13 protein-coding genes are annotated in these 15,351 nt (G+C 61.7%); 8 read left to right on the top strand and 5 right to left on the bottom strand.

What is annotated here, in order from left to right:
- Nucleotides 1-83 precede the first annotated feature (83 nt).
- Nucleotides 84-1,274, top strand: a complete 1,191-nt coding sequence (locus MTX36_RS12065; RefSeq protein WP_243619973.1) for an AI-2E family transporter — start codon at nt 84-86, stop codon at nt 1,272-1,274.
- Here MTX36_RS12065 and MTX36_RS12060 read toward each other — a convergent pair whose 3' ends face one another.
- A complete protein-coding gene (locus MTX36_RS12060) occupies nt 1,275-4,253 on the bottom strand; it encodes an AAA family ATPase (protein WP_243619972.1) in 2,979 nt (992 codons plus the stop codon).
- Entirely contained in the window at nt 4,250-5,425 is a 1,176-nt protein-coding gene (locus MTX36_RS12055; protein ID WP_243619971.1) for an exonuclease SbcCD subunit D, read from the bottom strand. The genes MTX36_RS12060 and MTX36_RS12055 overlap by 4 nt, the downstream gene beginning before the upstream one ends.
- Before the next feature lie 94 nt (nt 5,426-5,519).
- Here MTX36_RS12055 and MTX36_RS12050 point away from each other — a divergent pair, with 94 nt between their 5' ends.
- Entirely contained in the window at nt 5,520-6,548 is a 1,029-nt protein-coding gene (locus MTX36_RS12050; RefSeq protein ID WP_243619970.1) for a DUF6542 domain-containing protein, read from the top strand.
- Between the two features lie 68 nt (nt 6,549-6,616).
- Here the strand turns inward: MTX36_RS12050 and MTX36_RS12045 are convergent, their stop codons facing one another.
- Nucleotides 6,617-7,630, bottom strand: coding sequence for a 4-hydroxy-3-methylbut-2-enyl diphosphate reductase (locus MTX36_RS12045; protein ID WP_243619969.1), 1,014 nt, complete (start codon nt 7,628-7,630; stop codon nt 6,617-6,619).
- Nucleotides 7,631-7,749: 119 nt separating this feature from the next.
- Between MTX36_RS12045 and MTX36_RS12040 the strand changes: the two genes are divergently transcribed.
- Genes MTX36_RS12040 through MTX36_RS12030 form a run of 3 tightly spaced genes read left to right on the top strand, consistent with a single transcriptional unit; the run spans nt 7,750 to nt 9,850 of the window.
- Nucleotides 7,750-8,355 carry a lipid droplet-associated protein gene (locus MTX36_RS12040; protein WP_243619968.1) on the top strand — a complete coding sequence of 202 codons (606 nt, stop codon included), beginning with the start codon at nt 7,750-7,752 and terminating at the stop codon, nt 8,353-8,355.
- Nucleotides 8,352-9,623 (top strand): exodeoxyribonuclease VII large subunit, encoded by a 1,272-nt coding sequence (gene xseA / locus MTX36_RS12035; protein ID WP_243619967.1) that lies wholly within the window; start codon nt 8,352-8,354, stop codon nt 9,621-9,623. Before MTX36_RS12040 ends, xseA begins: the two co-directional genes overlap by 4 nt.
- Complete coding sequence (locus MTX36_RS12030) at nt 9,620-9,850, top strand: exodeoxyribonuclease VII small subunit (RefSeq protein WP_243619966.1); 231 nt, start codon at nt 9,620-9,622, stop codon at nt 9,848-9,850. Before xseA ends, MTX36_RS12030 begins: the two co-directional genes overlap by 4 nt.
- 39 nt (nt 9,851-9,889) lie before the next feature.
- On the opposite strand, the gene MTX36_RS12025 is transcribed toward MTX36_RS12030, so the two are convergent.
- Nucleotides 9,890-10,459, bottom strand: coding sequence for a DUF4245 domain-containing protein (locus MTX36_RS12025; RefSeq protein WP_094274318.1), 570 nt, complete (start codon nt 10,457-10,459; stop codon nt 9,890-9,892).
- A 179-nt stretch (nt 10,460-10,638) separates the two neighbouring features.
- On the opposite strand from MTX36_RS12025, the gene glpX reads away from it, so the two are divergent.
- Nucleotides 10,639-11,673 (top strand): class II fructose-bisphosphatase, encoded by a 1,035-nt coding sequence (glpX, locus tag MTX36_RS12020; RefSeq protein ID WP_094274319.1) that lies wholly within the window; start codon nt 10,639-10,641, stop codon nt 11,671-11,673.
- Between the two features lie 79 nt (nt 11,674-11,752).
- Nucleotides 11,753-13,156, top strand: coding sequence for a class II fumarate hydratase (locus tag MTX36_RS12015; RefSeq protein WP_243619965.1), 1,404 nt, complete (start codon nt 11,753-11,755; stop codon nt 13,154-13,156).
- A gap of 42 nt (nt 13,157-13,198) precedes the next feature.
- Here MTX36_RS12015 and MTX36_RS12010 read toward each other — a convergent pair whose 3' ends face one another.
- Complete coding sequence (locus MTX36_RS12010; RefSeq protein ID WP_243619964.1) at nt 13,199-13,465, bottom strand: hypothetical protein; 267 nt, start codon at nt 13,463-13,465, stop codon at nt 13,199-13,201.
- A 180-nt stretch (nt 13,466-13,645) separates the two neighbouring features.
- On the opposite strand from MTX36_RS12010, the gene MTX36_RS12005 reads away from it, so the two are divergent.
- Nucleotides 13,646-15,256 (top strand): serine hydrolase, encoded by a 1,611-nt coding sequence (locus MTX36_RS12005; RefSeq protein ID WP_243619963.1) that lies wholly within the window; start codon nt 13,646-13,648, stop codon nt 15,254-15,256.
- The last annotated feature ends 95 nt before the right edge of the window (nt 15,257-15,351 follow it).

Genomic DNA, 15,351 nt, shown 5'->3' with positions numbered 1-15,351 from the left:
CTCCCAGTCGATACGATCAGTCGAGCGAGATCACCGGATGCACATCGGCAAGGAGAACCCTGCGCCGACCGAAAGGACGATCAGTGAGCGAGCAAGACAACGCGGCAACCGGGCCAACTCCCACGCGAAAGCGTGACCGGGGCGAAATTATCGGGCAAGGCGGTATGTGGCTGGCCAAATGGTCGCTGGTACTGGCCGCGATTGCAGTGGGTGCATGGATCTTCGGCTGGATGATCGCAAGGCTCTGGGTGATCATCTTGCCCATCGCCCTGGCCATTGTGCTGGCGACGGTCATGTGGCCGCCCACTCGCGGAATGATCAAACGCGGCATGCCTCCCGCAGCAGCGGCCGGCATCACCTTGGTTCTCTCCATCGGTGTACTCGCCGGTGTGATCGCCGGAATCGTTCCTTCGGTGGTCAGCCAAGCCCCTGAGCTCGCGAACAAGACCACCCAAGGCATCAACCAAGTTCAGGACTGGCTACAAGGCCCACCGCTGAACTTGCAGGACGATCAGATCGACAATGCCGTCCACTCGGTCATCACGAAGGTCCAGGAAAGTGGAACAGCGATTGCCTCCGGAGTATTCAGTGGAGTGAGCACCGCGAGTTCACTTCTCGTGACACTTGGACTCGTACTGATCTTGTCGTTCTTCTTCATCAAAGACGGCCCTCGCTTCATCCCGTGGCTGCATTCGGTGACCGGCGGAAAAGCTGGGCGACACCTCGAAGAGGTGCTCATCCGGATGTGGGACACCCTCGGAGGATTCATCCGCACACAGGCTCTGGTGAGTCTGATCGACGCCGTGTTCATCGGGGCCGGACTGTTAATTCTCGGTGTCCCCTTGGCGCCGGTACTGGCGATTCTCACGTTCATCGGCGGCTTCATCCCGATCGTCGGCGCATTTGTCGCCGGAGCACTCGCAGTTTTGGTTGCCTTGGTGGCCAACGGATTCACCACAGCCATGATCGTGCTCGTCCTCATCTTGCTGGTGCAGCAGATCGAAGGCAACGTCCTCCAGCCGGTTTTGCAGAGCAAGTCCATGAAACTGCATGCAGTGATCGTCCTGCTCTCAGTTGCCGCCGGCAGTTCCCTCTACGGAATTGTGGGCGCATTCCTGGCAGTACCCGTCGCAGCCGTCACCGCTGTAGTGATCCGCTACATCGGTGAGCAGATCGACCTGCAGGCCATCGACAACGAATCGCTGTCCGAGAGCGATACGCCGGACATCGTCGTGGATGAGAACAACGCACTTCCGGAGGGCCACAAGGCCTGATCAGCCGGCGATCACTTTCACCGAGGAGCCTGCCCGTCCCCGAATGACGTGCAGGCGACTCGGGATCCTCTGACGCATCTCGTCGACGTGGCTCACAATTCCGACGACTCGTCCGCCGTCACGGAGCTCGTCCAGTACGCCCATCACCGAATCGAGGGTGTCCGCATCGAGCGTGCCGAATCCCTCGTCGATGAACATGGTGTCCAGTACAACTCCACCCGATTCTGCGGCCACGACATCGGCAAGACCCAGCGCCAAAGACAGTGAAGCCAAGAAAGACTCACCACCGGAGAGTGTCTTCGCCGACCGTACGACGCCAGTGAAATCGTCGCGGATGTCGAGCCCCAGGCCACCGCGGCGACCTCGTGATCCAGCTTCGTCGCTGTGCACGAACTCGTAGCGACCACCGGACATCCGTTGCAGGCGAACCGAAGCCGACAACGCAACTTCCTCGAGCCTCGATGCGAGCACATACGACCGCAGAGACATCTTCCGGTTGTTCTGCCCCTTCCCGGCGATCACGTCGGCGAGCGCCGCCAATTCGTCGTGAAGCGCCCGATGCGGCGCTACTGCCTCGTAAGCCGTCTCGAGTTGAGCAGTAAACCGTTCGAGGTCGGCAACACGGTTCGCAGCCAAAGACGCCGCAGCCACAGCAGTATTGACGGCCTCGCCTCGTTCGATTGCAACCTGCTTGGGTCCGTCGACATCCACAGTTGTAACGTCCTGCACCGCAGCGACGTCGGGGTCGTCCAAGACTGTGCGTGCGGCGACCTCGCGGTCGCGGGCCTTACCGACCTCTGCTTCCATGGCGGCGATCCGTGTGGGAGTTCGGACAGCGTCGAGCGCCGACGGAACGGTGTCGAAGCCTGCTTCTGCCACTGCATCGGTCAGTTTGGCCGACAATTCGACGGCGCGAGTCTGCGCCCTCGTCGCATCTTCCCGGGCTTCCGACGCCGCCGAAGCAGCCAACGCCAATGCCTCGAATCGTGCTCGCCGGACAGCAACGCTTGAATCCTCGCCGGCGGCAGTAACAATCGCGGCGCGAATCTCCTGGGCACGAATCGTGAGTGCGGAGATTCTCTCGGCAACTGTCGCCGATTCTGTCGACACCGTTGCCGATTCCTGCTCGAGTTCGGTGTCGCGACCGTTCAGCACAGCCAGGCGGGAAACCAACTCCCCCACCTGATTGGCCTTGGACCTCGCGGTATCGACAGCTGCCTGCGCCTCGGCGCGGAGCCGATCGAGTTCCTCGAGATCACCCTCGCCGCCGCGGGCGATCAGTCGGTCGATCTCCAACGCCAGCGCGCTCTCCTGCTCCACAACAGCACTCAACGCCGATTCTGCTGCGCGTTCGCGAACTGCTGCCGTCTCGACATCTACCTCGGTCGCACTGTCGGTTGCTGGTTGAGCGAGAGCCGGATGCTCCGGCGAACCGCACACTTGGCAGGCGTCGCCGGGCTCGAGCGAACTTGCCAACTCTGCGGCCATACCCTCGATGCGCGTCTGCACACGATCAAGCCAACGCCCACGCGCTTCCTGATGGACCTCACGTGCGTCGAGGACCTTGACGCGGACCGCCTCGGCTTGCTTACGTACGCCGCGCAGTTCATGTGCCGCTGTCGCTGAATCCGTTGCCGCGGCACGTGCCAATTCGAGTCCGGGCAACGATGCTTCTGCTCGCTGCGCAACATCGAGTTCAGTTGCAACAGTGCGTAACTGATCGGGCAACTGAGCCCGCTCACGCACAATCTCCTCGGCCCGTACAGTCAACGCCGTGTGTCGCACTGACAGCGTGCGAGTCTCCGACTCCGCCGCATCTGCGTTGCGTGATTCCTCGACTACGGAGTCGAGTCGGACGATCTCGTCTCGCCACGCTCGAACCTGCGCCAGTACCTGCTCGCGCTCATCCTCCTGCTGCGGCCACACTCCACCACCGAAAAGGTCTGGACCACCTCGCGCCGAGTATTTCGACACTGCGCTCTCGACTGCGACGAGAGCCGACGCCACCGCTGTCTGCGCCGATTCCGCATCTCGGGCAATAGCGGCCACGGGTTGCGCCAATTTTGCGGTTGCGAGTTCTCCGGTAACCAATGCCAAATCTGCGGCACCAGCGTTCAATGCATTGAGATCCAGGAGTGCTCGATCTCGCCGACGCACCAGGTCGGCAGTTCGCTCCGCAACGTGGAGATTCTGATTCGCTTGCTTTGCAGCAGCTTTCGCGCCCTCCATCTCGACGACAGTTGTGTCGCGGCCGTCCCGCGACTCTTCGAGAAGTTTGCGCGACCATTCGAGAGGATGCGCCTCGGCACCCACTTCGAGGCCCGCCGCCGTCTCGACCCTGGCGAGCAGCAAAGAAACTGCCTGCTCTTTGTTCGCCAGTGCGGTGGCGCTGGCCTTCTTCTTCTCGTCGAACCAAGCCTCCACCGACACAAATTTCTTTGTGTCGAAGAGCCGTTCGAGGAGTTTGCCGCGCTCGTCGTTCTCCGCTCGCAGGAACTTTGCGAACTCCCCCTGCGGTAGCAGGACTACCTGAAAGAATTGATCGGCACTCATTCCCATCAGGCGGTTGACCTCGTCGCCGATATCGGGAATGCGGGAAAGGTTCTCGCCGCGGCCGTCCAACCATTCCAGTGTGGCCTTGGCATTTTCGACGATCGATCCGCTTCCACGCTTTTTCGGACGCGAAAACTCAGGACTACGAACAAGTTTCAGGCGCCGTCCACTGACGGTTGCCTCGAGTGACACCTGCGGTACCGAACCGGCGGGCGCATGATCGGAGAGCAGACGTTTGCCTTCATTTCGGGCACCGGGCACCCTGCCGTACAGAGCGAACGCCACGGCGTCGAGCACTGTGGTCTTGCCGGCGCCGGTATCTCCGTGGAGCAGGAACAGGCCGTCGGCCCCCAGTTTGTCGAAGTCAACCTCGATGGTGTCGGCAAACGGACCGAACGCGGTGACCTCGAGTTTGTGGAGCCTCATGCCGTCACACCCAACTCTGCTGTCGCTTCCTCGGCGCGCTCCGCTGTGCTCAGAGCAGCTTCCATCAGCTTGATCTCGCTCTCACTGGGATCGCTTCGAACAGCCGTGACAAAGCCCTGGGCAATCTCCATGTCACTGCGCCCCCGGACTGCATCACGGTATTTGAGTTCCGAATTATTCTCGGGCCGCTGCCACTCGAGATGAACGGCAAAAGGAAAACGCCCCTGCAGCAGTCGCATGGCGTCAATCGGCCGCACCGGATCTGTCAGCAGCGCCGAAACGTAGCAATCCTCGGCATCGGCAAGATCGGGGGAACTGAGCAGCGTTTCCAGAGTGCCCGTCAATTGGCGCAGTCCACGAACCGACGGAAGCTCGAGACGCTGAACCGATACAAGCCCCGACGCGTCGAGTTCGATCAACAACGTGGCCTTGCCCTGACTGCGCTCACCGAACGAGTACGGCAACGGCGACCCTGAATACCAGACGCGATCAGTCAACATCTGAGGCGAATGGAGGTGACCCAGCGCGACATAGTCGACGCCCTCGAATTCGCTTGCCGAAACCGTCTCGACACCGCCCACCGAAATGGATCGCTCCGAACCCGTCGCCTCAGCGCCCACGACAAAGGCGTGTGCCAGAAGCACCGACCGGGTACCGGGAGAACTTTCTTGCCGTACCGCCAAGTCTGCCCGGACTCGCGCCATGGCAGCCCCGAGAATCTCCGAATGGCTCCGGGCACGCGGAACCTCCAACTCGGCCCGTGTGATCTCAGGTTCGAGGTAGGGAATTCCGTAAAACGCAACCGGACCGATTTGATCCTCGACAATCACCGGAGAGTTGATCTGACCGACCCGAGTGATCAAGTGCAAACCGCCGGCAGCGGCGAACGAAGCGCCCGCCCCCAACCGCACGGCCGAATCGTGATTCCCGGACGTGGCGACGATGACAGCACCCGCGTCACGGATCGCCTCGAACCCTCGGTTGCACACGGTGACCGCGTCCGAGCTGGGGATGGATCGATCGTAGATATCGCCGGGAACGACCACGACGTCCACGCTGTGTTCACGAACGAACTCCGCAATCGTGCTCAGCACACTGGCCTGATCAGCCAACAAGTCGACACCATGGAAAGTGCGGCCTATGTGCCAATCAGACGTGTGCAAGATCTTCATGGCAGTGACGCTAGAGGACGCCACCGACAAACAATCGCGGTGCCACGACCGGCACAAACACGGCTCGCACGGCGAGAGCGGCTAATGTCAATGTGTGTCTGCAACCCAACGTGCTCGCTCCGGGGTACCGCTGGACAAGCGATCTCTGATCGTCACGGTCCCCGGCCTGCCTTGGTGGGGAGTAATTCTGCTCGCCGCTGGTCTCACCTCCGTCGGCGTTCTGATCGATGCGTCCGGCGGTGGCGGAGAACTAACCTCGGCGTTTTCGACGTTCTACTTTCTCGGTTGCGTTTTTGCGGTAATCGCCGCAGCGAACAATTCGTTGTTCACCGCTATGGCCCAACCTCCGCTGCTGATGTTCGTGTTTGTGCCGGTAGCCCAAACACTGATCGGCAAGGACAACAGCACCGCGCTACGCGACATCGCGATCAACGTCGCATTGCCGTTGGTGAATCGCTTCCCGGTCATGCTGGGTGCGACCGTCGTAGTTCTTGCGATCGGTGGATTCCGGTACTTTTTCTTGCATCAGCGACCCAGCCGGCCTGTTCGATCCACTCGGAGCCGACGTACGTCATCACCGTCACCGAGTTCGCGTAGTTCTGTCGCAGCCGGTTCTGCCCCGGTTCCCGAACCTGCGCCTGATTCTCAGCAACGTCGTCGACGCAATACTGAGCAGAACCGCCCCCCGGTTGCCGCCGACGCAACACCGCAACCACGACGACGCAGCGTCGACCATGCGCCGCACAGTGGCCTCGTCGAGCGTCCCTCGCAGCGTCCGCCAGTGCCTCGTGATTCCGAATACAACCGCCCGCTGCCGCGTCGTAATTCCGCTCCCGCCGACGCTCGCTACCAGCCCCAGAATCACGCTCAGCCTCAGACTCAGCCGGTCAGCGAACGTCGCGAATATCCGTCGTACGGCGAGCGCCGTCCGGAAGGGCGTGTTCCGGAAGGACGCGTTCCCGATGCGGGCCAACGTCGTTCCGAGGAACGCATGGATCCGTTCTTCGCCTCCGGCGACTCCGACGCACCGCCACCGCCGCGTCGACGCCCGGTCGGGGCCGACCTACCGGCCTACCCTGCACCTCGTGTCCGATACCGCGATCGCGACGAGACACCGAGCTGACTGCCACTTGATACGACAAACCCCGGAACTGAAAAGTTCCGGGGTTTGTTATTTCGTGCGTTGTCGTTTCAGGAAGTGCGTGAAGCCCTGAGCTCGCGGGGAAGCGCAAACACCAGAGTTTCGTTGGCAGTGGTCACGGACTGCACGTCGTTGAAGCCATGCTCGGACAAGAGATCGATGACTCCACGAACCAGCACCTCGGGAACCGACGCACCGGACGTGATGCCGACCGTCTCGACGCCGTCGAGCCACGCCAGATCAACTTCACGTGCGTAATCCACCAGGTACGACGCTTTCGCGCCGGCGCCCAGGGCGACCTCGACGAGGCGCACCGAGTTGGACGAGTTGCGTGAGCCGACCACGATCACGAGATCGCACTCGGGTGCCATGGCCTTGACCGCAACCTGACGGTTCTGGGTGGCGTAGCAGATGTCGTCGGACGGCGGATCCTGCAAGTTGGGGAATCGCTCACGCAGACGGGCAACTGTCTGCATTGTCTCGTCGACGCTCAGCGTTGTCTGGGAGAGCCAGATGACCTTCGATTCATCACGAACCGTGACGGAATCGACGGAGTCGGGGCCGTCGACGATGGTGACGTGATCGGGTGCCTCACCGGCAGTGCCCTCGACCTCTTCATGGCCTTCGTGACCGATAAGCAGGATGTCGTAATCGTCACGGGCGAACCGCTTGGCTTCCTGGTGAACCTTGGTGACGAGCGGGCAGGTCGCGTCGATTGTGCGGAGGTTACGTTCGGCCGCAGAATCGTGGACGGCCGGTGACACGCCGTGCGCCGAGAACACGAGGAGTGAGCCCTCGGGGACCTCGTCGGTCTCGTCTACGAAGATCACACCCTGATCTTCCAGCGTCTCCACGACGTGGCGATTGTGAACGATCTCCTTACGCACGTAGATCGGTGCGCCGTGCTTCTCGAGCGCCTTTTCCACGGTCTCCACCGCGCGGTCGACGCCGGCGCAGTAGCCACGTGGCTCTGCCAGAAGCACCCGCTTGCCGGGGCCCTTACGAATGGACGGCGAATCCGTCGAGCGCGCGATACCGAGATTGAGAGGAACAGCAGAAGACATGCGACCAGCCTACTTGCACCTTCGATATACACCACTTCGACGAAGGTTCGGATAGGTACCAGCTCACACTACTGGCCAGTCGGCTACCGATTGTCGGTGCTTTGCGGCAAGCTGTGAGAATGATTCGACCCCCGTTCGTGGCGCGCGTCGCCGCAGGACTCGCCGTCACTGCGTTGGAAGAGGCCAAGAAGCTTCCGACCACCGCAGTCGCTCTGCCGATGACGGCCGTCAGCCAGATGCTGCAAACGAGCATGCGACTCCAGCAGTCGATCACATCACTGGCCATCAAAGGGGATCAGGCGTTTGCCCTGATCAACTGGTCCGGCGACGACGAGCAGCCGGAATGGGCGGTTTTCGACGAGGACGCCACGGCAACTCCGCGCTCGAACGGCAATACGTCGGCCAGCGCTCCCGCGTCAACCAATGCCGGCCGGTTTGCGCTCTATTCGGTGGATCCCTCGGCTGAAACCCTCGACGGTGTCATCGACGAAACTGCGTCGGAAGAGGCAGATACCGACACCGAGGACACCGCCGGACGTGTGGAACCCGAAATTGTCACCGAACTCGACTACACCAATCTGACACTCGCACAACTGCGAGCCCGCATCCGGACGATGAGCGTCGGAGACCTCTCGGCGCTCCTCGAATACGAGAATGAAACGCGTGCACGTGCACCGTTCCAGACCATGTTGACCAACCGCATCACCACAGCCAAGGCAAAGTGACTTCCACACAGGGTTCGTCTACACCGCAACGTTCGGCCGGTTCCGGTGCCAGTTCCCCGGAACAGCCGTGGCCCGTCCGTACCGTATCCGCGAAGGTCGCCGGTTGGATCGACCGGCTCGGGAGCATCTGGGTCGAGGGTCAGATCACGCAGATCAATGCGCGTCCCGGAACCCGGACGGCATTTCTGGTTCTCCGAGACCCGTCGGCAGACATGTCGTTGTCCGTCACGTGCTCACCGCAACTGCTGCACAATTCTGCGGTCCCGCTGACCGAGGGTTCACGGGTCGTGATGTTCGGGAAGCTCTCGTTCTACACCGGCCGAGGCACAGTCTCGTTGCGGGTAACCGAGATCCGGGCTGTCGGCATCGGTGAACTACTCGCCCGAATCGAACGACTGCGTGCGTTGCTGGCCGCCGAAGGCCTGTTCGATCCACGGCTCAAGCGTCCACTGCCGTTCCTGCCCGGAACCATCGGATTGATCACCGGACGCGCCAGCGCAGCCGAGAAGGACGTCGTATCGGTAGCGCAGCGCCGCTGGCCGGCTGTCGCGATTGCGATACGTAACACCGCGGTCCAGGGACCGACCGCAGTGCCTCAGATCATCGAGGCCCTGAAGGATCTCGACGCCAACCCCGAAGTTGATGTCATCATCCTCGCGCGCGGCGGCGGCAGCGTCGAAGATTTACTTCCGTTCTCCGACGAGGCACTGTGCCGTGCGATCGTCGCGTGCACGACGCCCATCGTCAGTGCGATCGGACACGAGCCGGACAGCCCGTTGAGCGACCACGTCGCCGACCTACGCGCAGCCACCCCCACCGACGCTGCCAAGCGGGTTGTTCCCGACGCAGTTGCCGAAGCCGCCTTGGTTTCCGAACTCCGCGATCGCAGCGCCGCTGCCCTGCGGAGCTGGGTCCGGCGAGAGTCGAATCTCATCGAGCAACTGCGGACACGTCCGGTGATGGCGTCTCCGCTGTTGGCCATCGACCGCCGGGGCGAAGAGATCGAACGGCTTCAGAGCGCCGTCCGACGCGATGTCACCCGACTGATCGACGCCGAAGCCAGAACCGTCGAACATCTACGGGCGCGACTGACGACGCTCGGTCCGGCCGCGACGCTGGCCCGCGGCTATGCCGTCGTACAACGCATCGTTGCCGACGGCGATCCGGAAGTGTTGCGTTCGGTCGAGGATGCGCCGCCCGGAACACAGATACGAGTTCGACTTGCAGACGGCGCCGTGCGCGCCGCAGTGATGGGAAAAGAAAAATGAGCAACACCGACAACAACGCCGCCGACATCGACGTCAACGAACTCGGATATGAGGCTGCCCGCGACGAACTCGTTGGCGTCGTCAAGATCCTCGAGCAGGGCGGCTTGGACCTCGATGCGTCGCTGTCCTTGTGGGAGCGTGGCGAAGCCCTGGCCAAACGTTGCGAAGAGCATCTGGCCGGTGCGCGAGCCCGCGTCGAGACGGCACTCTCTGCCGCAGACGAGTAACCCGTCTGCGGCTCGGCCGCGACCTGCGACGGCCGCGACTTACGGTGTCAGCGGCTGAGCTTGCCCGACGCTGCGCGCCAAGGTCGTGAAGTCTTCGGCCGGAGCCGCTCCGGTGATCAGCAGACGCACGCCGTCGATGTCTGTCACCCAGATCGACTCGACGCCCTCGCCGCCGTAGACGTTCCACGTGTGACCGTCGACGTCTTCGACGCCGGTCGCGAATCGCTGACCGCCGGCGACATACGCGACCAAGGGAAATTCTTCGGCGTTGCTCTGCGTCAGCTGGATGTAGCTGCCGGCAGTGGTGATGAATCCCACAGTGCTGGAATCGCCGCCTCCGTCGCCGGTGACCACTTTGCGACTACCGGAGTTGGGTGTCCATCCGCCCGGAGTTCCCGGGTTGCGGATCGGAAAGCCCAGTTCCTTCGCGTCGTAGTTCAACGCCGCGTCGATGTCGACGGTCGGGATCGGCCCCTGCGTCGGGCCTCCCGGGCTGAACGTGCACTGGCTGGCGATGCCCGCAATGATGATGCAGAACAGCACCAACGGTACGAGAGACCAGACCATGTCTTTGTTGTCTTCGAGAATGCGGGGTTTCTTCGATGCCACATCCCCAGTATCCAGGTACTCGGCGGTAGATACGATTCCCGGTCCCGATTAGAGCGACAAATCACCGCTGCACTGACCCGACAACGCACTCAGTGCCTCCCATCTGGGAGAATCACGCCTGAAGTAACCACTGCGTCGACACACCCCGTCGACCGCGAACGCGCCAGGAGGCACCGCACATGACGGCCAGCAGCACTCATCGTGAGACCCCGGACCGTAACCTCGCTCTCGAATTGGTCCGAGTCACCGAAGCCGGCGCAATGGCTGCGGGTCGCTGGGTAGGCCGTGGCGACAAAGAGGGTGGCGACGGCGCTGCCGTCGACGCGATGCGTCAGCTCGTTTCGTCGGTGTCCATGCGCGGCATCGTCGTCATCGGCGAAGGCGAGAAGGACGAAGCGCCGATGCTGTTCAACGGCGAAGAGGTCGGCAACGGCGACGGCCCGGACTGCGACTTCGCTGTCGACCCGGTCGACGGAACCACACTGATGTCCAAGGGCATGCCCAACGCGATCTCGGTGTTGGCTGTGGCCGAGCGCGGCGCGATGTTCGATCCGTCGGCCGTGTTCTACATGGAAAAGATCGCCGTCGGACCGGACGCTGCCGATGTCATCGACATCAGCGCACCGATCTCCGAGAACATCAAGCGCGTCGCCAAGGTGAAAAAGGCGTCGGTTTCCGACATCACCGTCTGCATCCTGGATCGCCCGCGTCACAAGAAGCTGATCCAGGACGTTCGCGACACCGGCGCACGTATCCGCCTCATTTCCGACGGTGACGTTGCCGGCGCTATCGCGGCTGCTCGTCCCGAGTCGGGCACCGACATGCTCGTCGGCATCGGCGGCACCCCGGAAGGCATCATCGCCGCAGCCGCTATGCGCTGCATGGGTGGTTCGCTGCAGGGCAAGCTCGCACCGACGGACGACGAAGAGCGCCAGAAGGCTATCGACGCCGGCCACGACCTCGATCGCATCCTGACCACCGAAGATCTCGTCTCCGGCGAGAATGTGTTCTTCTGCGCCACCGGCGTCACCGACGGTGACCTCCTGCGCGGTGTTCGCTACTACGGCGGCGGCGCCAGCACGCAGTCCATCGTGATGCGTAGCAAGTCAGGCACCGTTCGCATGATCGACGCGTACCACCGTCTCGAGAAGCTTCGCGAGTACAGCTCCGTCGATTTCGACGGCGAAGAAGGCGCAGATCGACTGACCTTCTAGGGCTTCGCCCGGTGCGCACTTTTGGTTGTTCCCGCTACCAAAAGTGCGCACGGGGGCCGAAGGCCCCTAATCTGGAGTCATGACGGACAGCAGCGAGCAGCAGTTCCGAATCGAACACGACACCATGGGTGAAGTTCGAGTGCCCATCAATGCACTGTGGCGAGCGCAAACTCAGCGCGCAGTCGAAAACTTCCCGATCAGCGGCAGACCTCTCGAGCGCACTCAAATTCGCGCCATGGGACTTCTCAAAGCCGCTTGCGCTCAGGTCAACAAGGATCTCGGCCTTCTCGACGCGGACAAAGCCGATGCCATCATCTCGGCAGCCAATGAGATTGCCGACGGCAAGCACGACGATCAGTTTCCCATCGACGTCTTTCAGACCGGCTCGGGCACCAGTTCCAACATGAACGCCAACGAGGTCATCGCGTCGATCGCTCAGGCCAACGACGTGGACGTACATCCGAACGATCATGTCAACATGTCTCAGTCATCCAACGACACTTTCCCGACGGCCACACACGTCGCGGCGACGGTAGCCGTAGTCACGGATCTTGTTCCGGCACTGGAACATCTGCATGCTGCTCTCGCCGCCAAGTCCGCCGAATGGAAAACGGTGGTCAAGTCCGGGCGTACCCACCTGATGGACGCGGTTCCGGTGACACTCGGCCAGGAGTTCGGCGGTTACGCACGCCAGATCGAAGCTGGCATCGAACGAATCAAGGCCACACTCCCCCGCCTCGGCGAACTACCGATCGGCGGAACCGCCGTGGGTACGGGATTGAACGCGCCGGACGGATTCGGACCCAAAGTTGTTGCCGAGCTGGTCAAGTCAACTGGCGTCGACGCTTTGGTTCCGGCCAAGAACAGCTTCGAGGCTCAGGCCGCCCGCGACGGACTTGTAGAAGCGTCGGGAGCACTGCGCACCATCGCCGTCTCACTCACGAAGATAGCCAACGACATTCGCTGGATGGGCTCGGGACCACTGACCGGACTCGGCGAACTGGCATTGCCGGACCTTCAACCCGGTAGCTCGATCATGCCCGGCAAGGTCAATCCCGTTCTGCCGGAGGCTGTTACCCAGGTTGCGGCTCAAGTGATCGGAAACGACGCGGCCATCGTCTGGGGCGGCGCAGCCGGCGCGTTCGAACTCAACGTCTACATTCCAATGATGGCGCGCAACCTGCTCGAGTCGTTCATGTTGCTGGCCAACGTTTCTCGGTTGTTCGCGGACAAGTGCGTCAGCGGACTGGTTGCCCACGAAGAGCATCTCAAGACACTTGCCGAATCCTCGCCGTCGATCGTGACCCCGTTGAATTCGGCGATCGGCTACGAGGAAGCTGCCTCCGTTGCGAAACAAGCATTGAAGGAGAAGAAGACGATCCGTCAGGTCGTCATCGAACGCGGACTGGTTCCGGACAAGCTCAGCGAGAAGGAACTCGACAAGCGCCTCGATGTCCTCGCGATGGCGAAGGTCAAGGACTGAGAACGCGACCTGGCTACACGTCTATCGGCTGGCCGTCGGCCATCAACTCTCAGCTGACCACTGGCTCCGGGCTTCACGCGCTTCGTCGATAATCGACTCGGCCTCATCCTGCGAAATGCGCTCGAATTCTCCCGAGCGGAAGGAACGAGAGATGTAATCCTCGGGACTCGCCACCCACGTATCCGACTGCTCCAGATACGCCTCGATCGCGGTACCGCCGCCGCTCAGTTTCCGGCCGCGGTAGAGATCACCGGAATCACTGATGCTGTAGAGGTACCCACTCGATCCTTCACCCGATTCGATATCCATCAATCTTCCTCGTCTCCCTTCATGACAACGGCCGGATGATGTCGGCAGTCCTGGCTCCAACGTAACCACGTACGGATCGATATTCGGCGCATTTACACATTCACCGGAATTAGGTCCCCAATTTCATCGATAATGGACAAACCGAATAATCTCGATGATTGCCCGACCAGGGAGCCGCTCATGTCCAGAGCCCGCAGAAACTCGACTCGCGCCTTTGCACTGAGCATTCCCGTAGTCCTCACATTCGCCCTGGTCACGGGATGCGCGTCAGATGATTCCAGCAACAACACCAGTTCCACCGGCCCTGTCGTCAGTGATTCCACCCCCGGCCTCGACATCGGTGTGCCCATCCCGGATGGGCAGATCGATGCTGCCGTCGGAAAACTGGACGGGCTGGCCCAAGAACTCATGGACAGTTCCGGAGTGCCGGGCATGGCAATCGCCGTCGTTCATGGTGGCAAGACCGTCTATGCCAAAGGATTCGGTGTGCGAGAGCAAGGCAAAGACGCTGCCGTCGACGCCGATACGGTGTTCCAGCTCGCGTCACTGTCCAAGCCTGTCGGCGCCACGGTTGTCGCGCACGAAGTCGGTGTCGGAACGGTTGGCTGGGAAACATTGGTGAAGTCCGAGCTGCCGAACTTTGCCCTCAGCGATCCCTGGGTAACTGATCACCTCGAGATTTCCGATCTCTATTCTCATCGGTCCGGATTACCCGACCACGCCGGTGACGCGCTCGAGGACATCGGCTTCGACCGAACTCAGGTCCTCGACAAGCTTCGACAGCTCCCTCTCAACCCGTTCCGGATCACATACGAGTACACGAACTTCGGGGTAACCACGGGTGCCGAAGCCGTCGCCGCCGCAGCTGGAACGAGTTGGGAAGCGCTGTCTCAGAACACTATCTACGGCCCCTTGGGCATGACGTCGACCTCGTCGACGTTTGCCGACTACCAAGCGCGGGAGAATCGCGCCGTCGGCCATCAATTCTACGACGGCAAATACACGTCCGGCGTCGTGCGACAGCCTGACGCCCAGTCTCCGGCCGGCGGCGTGAGTTCGTCTGTGAACGACATGGCCAAATGGATGGACATGGTCCTCGGCGGCGGTGAGTACAACGGCAAACAGATCGTCGAGACCGACGCCTTGGTTCCCGCTGTGAGCCCGGAGGTCATCTCGCATCACCCGGCAACACTCGGTGAGCGAGCAGGTTTCTACGGATACGGATTCAACGTGTCCGACAGTCCGTCCGGCCGTGTGCGGCTGAGTCATTCGGGAGCGTTCATTCTGGGTGCTGCTACCAATGTGCTGATGATTCCGTCGGCCGACGTCGGGATCGTGACGCTGACCAACGGCAGCCCGACGGGAGTTCCCGAGGCACTCAACGCCGAATTCGCGGACCTCGTCGAATACGGCAAGATCACCCGGGATTGGCGCACTCCGTACAAGGCGATGCTCTCCGCTCAGATGAACCCGGAAGGTGAGCTTGCCGGACAGAGCCCGCCCGCCAACGCGGGTCCGTCGGCACCACTCTCGGACTTGACGGGCACGTACGACAACTCGTATTGGGGTCCCGCGAAAATAACCGAGGCGAACGGCGCGCTGACACTAACGCTGGGCCCAGCCGACGTCACCTACCCGCTGACGCAGTGGGACGGCAATACCTTCACGTTCCGGCCCGAGAGCGAGAATGCGCCGATCGGAACAGTTTCCAAAGCCGTTTTCGACGGAAACTCGTTAACCTTGGAGTACTTCGACCACGACGGTTTGGGTACCTTCGTCAAGAGTTCGTGAAGGGGTTGCAACCGTTCGTCAATTAGGATTGTTTCGTGTTGTTCAGTGCAGTTCCAGGTAGTTGACAGTCAAGGATTAAGCAGCACGGAACGGCC

It is taken from the genome of Rhodococcus sp. ARC_M6, from assembly GCF_022810305.1.
GTDB lineage: Bacteria > Actinomycetota > Actinomycetes > Mycobacteriales > Mycobacteriaceae > Rhodococcus_F.
The sequence above is the reverse complement of the archived record's forward strand: the minus strand, read 5'-3'. Positions and strand labels throughout refer to the sequence as shown.

Coding starts and splice junctions, on each gene's coding strand:
- MTX36_RS12015 (WP_243619965.1), top strand. CDS start 11,753: ATGACGGACAGCAGCGAGCAGCAGTTCCGAATCGAACACGACACCATG.
- MTX36_RS12060 (WP_243619972.1), bottom strand. CDS start 4,253: ATGAGGCTCCACAAACTCGAGGTCACCGCGTTCGGTCCGTTTGCCGAC.
- MTX36_RS12005 (WP_243619963.1), top strand. CDS start 13,646: ATGTCCAGAGCCCGCAGAAACTCGACTCGCGCCTTTGCACTGAGCATT.
- MTX36_RS12040 (WP_243619968.1), top strand. CDS start 7,750: ATGATTCGACCCCCGTTCGTGGCGCGCGTCGCCGCAGGACTCGCCGTC.
- MTX36_RS12055 (WP_243619971.1), bottom strand. CDS start 5,425: ATGAAGATCTTGCACACGTCTGATTGGCACATAGGCCGCACTTTCCAT.
- MTX36_RS12010 (WP_243619964.1), bottom strand. CDS start 13,465: ATGGATATCGAATCGGGTGAAGGATCGAGTGGGTACCTCTACAGCATC.
- glpX (WP_094274319.1), top strand. CDS start 10,639: ATGACGGCCAGCAGCACTCATCGTGAGACCCCGGACCGTAACCTCGCT.
- MTX36_RS12030 (WP_243619966.1), top strand. CDS start 9,620: ATGAGCAACACCGACAACAACGCCGCCGACATCGACGTCAACGAACTC.
- MTX36_RS12045 (WP_243619969.1), bottom strand. CDS start 7,630: ATGTCTTCTGCTGTTCCTCTCAATCTCGGTATCGCGCGCTCGACGGAT.